General features: G+C 33.0%; 8 protein-coding genes, 1 tRNA gene and 1 pseudogene. 3 read left to right on the top strand and 7 right to left on the bottom strand.

What is annotated here, in order from left to right; all coding sequences use genetic code 11:
* Positions 1-32: 32 nt before the first annotated feature.
* Complete coding sequence (locus JSS34_08120; protein ID MBS0186280.1) at positions 33-272, bottom strand: hypothetical protein; 240 nt, start codon at positions 270-272, stop codon at positions 33-35.
* A gap of 179 nt (positions 273-451) precedes the next feature.
* Between JSS34_08120 and JSS34_08125 the strand changes: the two genes are divergently transcribed.
* Positions 452-886 (top strand): putative toxin-antitoxin system toxin component, PIN family, encoded by a 435-nt coding sequence (locus JSS34_08125; protein MBS0186281.1) that lies wholly within the window; start codon positions 452-454, stop codon positions 884-886.
* On the top strand, positions 879-1,121 hold the full coding sequence (locus tag JSS34_08130) for a toxin-antitoxin system HicB family antitoxin (protein MBS0186282.1): 243 nt from the start codon (positions 879-881) through the stop codon (positions 1,119-1,121). The genes JSS34_08125 and JSS34_08130 overlap by 8 nt, the downstream gene beginning before the upstream one ends.
* Positions 1,122-1,300: 179 nt before the next feature.
* Here the strand turns inward: JSS34_08130 and JSS34_08135 are convergent, their stop codons facing one another.
* The 5 genes from JSS34_08135 to JSS34_08155 all read right to left on the bottom strand — a co-directional run bounded on the left by JSS34_08135 (position 1,301) and on the right by JSS34_08155 (position 4,855).
* Positions 1,301-1,879, bottom strand: a complete 579-nt coding sequence (locus tag JSS34_08135; GenBank protein ID MBS0186283.1) for an AAA family ATPase — start codon at positions 1,877-1,879, stop codon at positions 1,301-1,303.
* 107 nt (positions 1,880-1,986) lie between these two features.
* Positions 1,987-2,859, bottom strand: coding sequence for an HAD family phosphatase (locus JSS34_08140; protein MBS0186284.1), 873 nt, complete (start codon positions 2,857-2,859; stop codon positions 1,987-1,989).
* Positions 2,860-3,067: 208 nt separating this feature from the next.
* Positions 3,068-3,652 carry a BON domain-containing protein gene (locus tag JSS34_08145; GenBank protein ID MBS0186285.1) on the bottom strand — a complete coding sequence of 195 codons (585 nt, stop codon included), beginning with the start codon at positions 3,650-3,652 and terminating at the stop codon, positions 3,068-3,070.
* A 129-nt stretch (positions 3,653-3,781) separates the two neighbouring features.
* Positions 3,782-3,991, bottom strand: coding sequence for a hypothetical protein (locus JSS34_08150; protein MBS0186286.1), 210 nt, complete (start codon positions 3,989-3,991; stop codon positions 3,782-3,784).
* Positions 3,992-4,177: 186 nt separating this feature from the next.
* Positions 4,178-4,855 carry an alanyl-tRNA editing protein gene (locus JSS34_08155; protein ID MBS0186287.1) on the bottom strand — a complete coding sequence of 226 codons (678 nt, stop codon included), beginning with the start codon at positions 4,853-4,855 and terminating at the stop codon, positions 4,178-4,180.
* Between the two features lie 245 nt (positions 4,856-5,100).
* Between JSS34_08155 and JSS34_08160 the strand changes: the two genes are divergently transcribed.
* A tRNA-Thr gene (locus JSS34_08160) sits at positions 5,101-5,176 on the top strand.
* 203 nt (positions 5,177-5,379) lie between these two features.
* Here the strand turns inward: JSS34_08160 and JSS34_08165 are convergent.
* Positions 5,380-5,785, bottom strand: a pseudogene (locus JSS34_08165) (DUF2000 family protein).
* Between the last annotated feature and the right edge of the window lie 191 nt (positions 5,786-5,976).

The raw sequence follows: 5,976 nt of genomic DNA on the forward strand, positions 1-5,976 counted from the left end.
AAGTTGCATCCCCTCAATCTTCCTTTTTCTTTTTACTTACGCAGTAGGTCTAATAAGTCAGTAACTTCTTTTTCATAATTTAAACCCATTGTTGCTATATCATGACTGTTACGCCTTGCTGAACAAAAGGAGGTTTTTCTTTTTAGCCTTGTGTTTGTAAATTCTTCTGATAGCATAGCAAAGCTTAATGAATAACTTAAAAATGAATAACTTAAAAAAGAAATAACAACAAGAACAGCGATAAAAAAAGGCTTAAGAAAAGGTTTATGCATTTATCAACCTTATTTTAAAGTTAAAGAGTTAAAAAAATTAAGATCTTTTAACTGGAAATTTATTAGATTGCAATAAAAAACAAAATTAAACTCAATACTTTTAAAAAAGGCTTGCAAGGGAAAAAAGTTTTAAATAAAAGAAGTTGCTATTTTTTTACAATTTTCATATCATATAGAATATGAAAGTTGTAATAGATACAAACATTCTTGTAAGTGGCCTAAGATCCAATAAAGGAGCTTCTTACGTTATTTTAGAAGAAATAGGATATGGAGCGGTTAAGGAGATTATTTCTATTCCTCTCTTTCTTGAATATGAAGAAGTCCTAAAAAGGAAAGAAAATTTAGATGTTTTTGGATTAAAAAGCTCTGATATAGATGACATCTTGAATATGATTTGTGCAAAGTTTAAGCATGTAATCCCTTATTACCTTTGGAGGCCTTTCTTGAAAGATCCGGAAGATGATATGCTTCTAGAGCTAGCCGTATGCGGTAAAGCCGAATTCATTATAACTCATAACATAAAAGATTTTAAAGGTACTGAAAGGTTTGAAAAATTAGCGGTTATTACTCCGCAACATTATTTAACTATACTAAAAGGAAGAAATCATGAGTAACTATGCCTTGAGAGTTCCAGATTTTCTTATGAAAACGGCTCGATCTATAGCCAAGAAAGAAAGAACTTCTGTTAATCAGCTTTTTGTAACAGCAATTGCAGAAAAACTTTCTGCTCTACAAACAGCTGATTTATTACAAGAAAAAGCAGCTTTAGCTTTAGAAGAAGACTACTTTAATGTACTGGCTCAGGTATCTTCTCAAGAGCCCTTGGCACAGGACAAGAAAGATGTATAAAAGGCCAATTTGCGGAGAAGCAGAAAAGAAAAAGATAGATATTTGATCTTGCTTTGTATTAATACCTGTGATTATCAAAATAATCACAGGTATTAAAAAAGAGAAAAATTAGGTAAAAAACTTTTAATTAAAATTTAATAAACTTATGGAATGATGATCCTGCCATAAGTTTTGCAAGTTCATCTTCTAATTAAATGGCTTTCTATAAGTTTCAGGCGCGTCTGACGATTTCCAGAAACTTCAATAATTTTTGGAGCTCCATCATCAGGAAATATGTCGTATTTTTCATCCCAATATAATTTCTTGAAATTTTGATCGATGGCTTTTCGATAATTTGGATTATCTTCACTATATTCTATAGGATACTCTTTTAACATGGGCAGGAAGACTATGAGATCCAAATGAGTTAAGGCTTCTTTGATTTCTGTGAATTTTTCGGAAATTTCACTCTCATTAATATCAATATAATCTTCGTCTAAGGCATACATCGCATAGGCTAAAAAATCCACGGGGCATCTATCAAAAATGATATTTTTTTCATGAGCATACTTAGCATACTTATGGAGTTGCTCAAGGCTATACTCTAATTGTTCAAGTAAATTATCAAAACTGGGTTCTAAGGCTAACTCTTGAGAAGCCTTGTCTTCTAATTGATAATAAGGTTCAATCTCATGTTTATAGTGGGGATAATTCTTAATAAAATCTGCAATAAGAGTCGTTTTCCCCATATAATGAGTTCCTGAAATTGCAATCTGCATATGTTTTTTCCTCATTTAAAAAGAGAGCATTTTTGGTATTGAGATATAAAGCACATAACTTATAATCTTCAAGACTTAACAAAAAGCCTATTCCCTTCCCTGTTTTGTTATAACCTTAAGCTTATGCCGGATGGCGTTTCGAGCAATTCGATTTGATTAAATGGTGTTGCTTTCAGAGCTTTTCTAAAATCATGGGATGCTGTAAAACGATTTGGAACAGCAATAACATCTAAGCCTGCTGTGAGAGCTGCCATAACGCCTGCATGGGTGTCCTCAAAGACAACGCATTCTTCAGGCGTAACATTCAATTTTTCAGAGCATAAAGTGTAAATATAAGGCTTAGGCTTATTAACGCCAGTGGGATCTTTTATATGAGATAAATCATCATGCCCTGAGATGATAAGATCGAATGTTTCAGGAAAAAGTCCCATAGCTTTTAAATTTCTATGGATTTCTTCGTGGGGAGCAGAAGAAGCGATTGCCACTTTAATGTTTTTTTCTCGTTTCAAGGCAATTATTTTCCTCAAAAACACGAGTGCATCTTTAAAAAGAGGAACTTTTTTGTCTTGTAAGCACCTATATTCTGCCTCTTTAATTTTAATAACATCTTCTATAACAAATTCTTTCATTGCTTTTTCCTGAAATTTTTGCGCTATTTCTTGGGAAGAATATCCAACAAGAGGTAGATAATCTTCCTCTTCAAAAGAAATCTGGAAAGTTTCAAAGGCTTTTTTCCATGCGAGATATTTTAAATATTCAGTATCAACAAGAATACCATCACAGTCGAAAATAAAAGCGGTATAGATTTTAGAAGTCGTAGTCATTTCTATATCAGAGTGTTGGTTAGCTTGTTCATCGTTGTGAGATGAAAAAGAACGCCTATTTTTATCTTTTTGCTCACTATCGTCGAGCGCATTAATTTGAAAGGTTGTTATAAACATAGCAAAAAAAAGCAGTATAGAAAAATTCTTTATATCCATAACAATCCTTTATCATTAACTCGTAAAAAAATTTAATTTATAGAGCCACTTAATTAAAAAACCTTCCTGTTTAAGTTTTTTTAAACTTACACATAAAAAAATTCTCGTAAAGGATTAATATAATAGAAGCTAACACGCTCTTCTTCACAAAGGTTCTATGAAGATGAATGTGTTGGCTTCTAAAATTTATGCCATATCGGATTTTTTGTTATTTAACCTGCATATGGGTAACAACATTCCGAACGCCTTTAATGCTTTTTGCGATTTGAATAGCACGCCGAAGTTCTTGCTGATTTTGAGCAATGCCAAGTAAGTAAACATCACCGTTAAACGTTGTCACACTATAATTGTTTGAATGTATACCATTAGCACCTATGAGGCTTGCGCGTACTTTTGTTGAAATCCAAGTATCATTTGCAGCATTTTCAAATGAATGAGGTTCGCCTACTTTAATTTCGTCATAAACGGCTTTAACTCCTTTTACTTGCCAAGCGAGAATGACTGCTTCTGCACGTGTTTTAGAATCTAATACGCTTCCTGTTAAAAGAACATAACCATCTTGTACAGCTAATCCAATATGTGTGAATAGTTTCGGATCCTTTTGAAGCCATGCGGCATCAATTTTAGAACGAATTTCTGTATCACTTAAGACACCTTCTACCCCCCGGTCTTGTGTTGCCATATCAACAACCCCTGCCCCTCCTCCAACAAGAGCTGGTCCACACCCGCTTAGAAGAGAAAGACCTCCTACAAAACAGAGACAACTTTCAATTATTTTATAAGTTATATTCATAACGAGGTCTCCTTTCAAAAATATGCAGAAAAATTAAATCAACAGAAGCCAATAAAAAATAACTATCCTTATTTAAGGATAACAAATTTATCGTTGAAAGTATAGTTATTCTGACCCTATCAGGTATTCTTATCTTTCAAAATCATCAAGGGGGGATCGAAGATGGCGGTCATTTATGATTTTTTTTCCAGTACTTTCTTCTGTGGTGCTTTCGGTTGTCTCAGAACTCACTGTTGCTTTTCTTGTATTAGATTTAGGAGACTCACAGGCAGCAAGAAGCGAGAGACTCCCAATGACGCCAAGGTATCCTAATGCCATTTTATAATTTATAGATTTCATATAAAAACTCCTTTTTAAAGTTTATGAGAAAGATAAAGAAAATAAATTTTATGTTTACAAAGACAATTATTTTTTTATTTATACTATTTTTAAAAAAAAACGCAATATCATAGATTCTCAATAAGGATAGAGTTTTCAACAAAAAAATATTCTATATCTTTCTTCTGAAAAAATCTTATTGATTTTTTATGCTTGTTTTGGAGAATCTTTATGTTTTGTATGCGTATTTTCATCAATTAGCTTAATTTCTATGCGCTCCTTCGATTGTCCAATATTTTTTCTTCTTAAAGTGATAAATCCAACTTCTCCAGTTGATTTAACATGAGTCCCCCCGCAAGGGACTTTTGAAAAACCCTCAATTTCCCAAAAACGTCGTTGATTTTTAATGTCTGAAAATCCTGTTTTAATGGGCATATCTTTTTCAATAATAGCGTTATATTCTGATAATATTTCTTCAAAAAATAGAAAGATATTTTGATCGAAGATAAAATCAATGCGCGCTTTATCTTCTGCAATGTGCGCACCAATTTTTTCAAGGTTAAGTTTTCGCGTAACAAGTTCAAGAACAAGTTCAGCTGCAAAATGAAGTCGCATGAGTCTATAGCGCCTCGGCCAGTTAAGCTCTAAGAGGACTTCATCTCCAGGAGAAAAGTTATGACCCTCTTGAAATGTATAATAAATCAAGAAACCATCTATTTCTGAGCCCGTAATTGGCAAGCCATTAAGGGTAGCATTGTCGCTTTCTTGCCCTCCTGAAAAAGAAAAGGCAATAGTTTCTTTTAAAAGAACTTTATTTCCTAAAACTGAGAGTACGTGAGTTTTTAAAGTCTTCTGATAAGGATCATCCCAAAAGGTTTTATGCATACATTTAAGTCCAAACTTTATATAATATACTGATTTTTATTGAAAAATAAATTAATTTTAACAAAAAGCAAATTAAATTCAAATTTTGTCTCTTTCCAAAATAGAAATAAATTTTAAAAAGAAGGATCTTAATTTTAACTTAATAAGGTGTTTTTTCCATTGAGATTTAATGCAAAACCACGTAGGTTATGTTCGTTCTTTAAAGAAAATTAAAATTTATAAATAAGATTTAGGAAGCCTTATATGCCGAAGTAGCTCAGCTGGTAGAGCAACTGATTCGTAATCAGTAGGTCGGGTGTTCGATTCACCTCTTCGGCACCAGCATCTTAAAGAAATTATGATATTTTGAAACGTAAAGAATAAATCTGTTGCGTCAATCGATTCAGCTCATTTTTATTCCAGGGTTTTTGCGATGCTTCTCTAATATCAAATGTGACTTACATAGCAGGTCCTCATAATAACTCTCTATAATTAAGCTGCCTCAATTCAATAAAAGGCTATATTATAATGAAAATGGACCTTCTTTACGGGTGAAGTTTTAACCCATTAACAATTTTGTCAAAAGTTTTACAATCTGTGCGCAGTGCCAATCCAACAATGTCCAAATCTTCGGCTTGGACTTCCTTTACAACTGCTCGATTGTCTTTGTCATTATTGGTTACGAACATCTCTTTGGTATAAATAGCTAAGGGCACCTGACGACTGAGTGCTCTCGTTCGTGTGCGTTGCAAATGCTCGGAATTTGCACCATAAACAAACACAGGCTGGCTCAAGATGGAAAGATAAGTGTTACCCGATCCATCAAGCTTCACCGATTGTCTCTGGAGCTGCAGCGGCTATCCCAGGAGAAAGAAAAGCTGTAATATTTAGCTTTTGCCATGTCTCTAAATCATCTCGTACAATAATGCCTATTTTCGTTGTATGATTCATTTATTTATATGCTCCTATATTCTCCCCTCTTCAACCATAAATGGCTTAAGATCATATTAAGTCATGGATACATTAATACAAGATTTTCTAATACACAATAGGGGCAAACAAAGAGTTACATTAGTATTAGTTTAATATAACGTCAGTTGGATATAAGGAAGAAAAAGGAAGATATTGAAAAGATTGACTTT

This window comes from Pseudomonadota bacterium, assembly GCA_018242545.1.
Taxonomy (GTDB): Bacteria; Pseudomonadota; Alphaproteobacteria; order 16-39-46; family 16-39-46; genus 16-39-46.

Excerpts from the sequence above, each read along its gene's own strand:
- JSS34_08120 (MBS0186280.1), bottom strand. The coding sequence starts at position 272 with ATGCATAAACCTTTTCTTAAGCCTTTTTTTATCGCTGTTCTTGTTGTT.
- JSS34_08125 (MBS0186281.1), top strand. The coding sequence starts at position 452 with ATGAAAGTTGTAATAGATACAAACATTCTTGTAAGTGGCCTAAGATCC.
- JSS34_08130 (MBS0186282.1), top strand. The coding sequence starts at position 879 with ATGAGTAACTATGCCTTGAGAGTTCCAGATTTTCTTATGAAAACGGCT.
- JSS34_08135 (MBS0186283.1), bottom strand. The coding sequence starts at position 1,879 with ATGCAGATTGCAATTTCAGGAACTCATTATATGGGGAAAACGACTCTT.
- JSS34_08140 (MBS0186284.1), bottom strand. The coding sequence starts at position 2,859 with ATGGATATAAAGAATTTTTCTATACTGCTTTTTTTTGCTATGTTTATA.
- JSS34_08145 (MBS0186285.1), bottom strand. The coding sequence starts at position 3,652 with ATGAATATAACTTATAAAATAATTGAAAGTTGTCTCTGTTTTGTAGGA.
- JSS34_08150 (MBS0186286.1), bottom strand. The coding sequence starts at position 3,991 with ATGAAATCTATAAATTATAAAATGGCATTAGGATACCTTGGCGTCATT.
- JSS34_08155 (MBS0186287.1), bottom strand. The coding sequence starts at position 4,855 with ATGCATAAAACCTTTTGGGATGATCCTTATCAGAAGACTTTAAAAACT.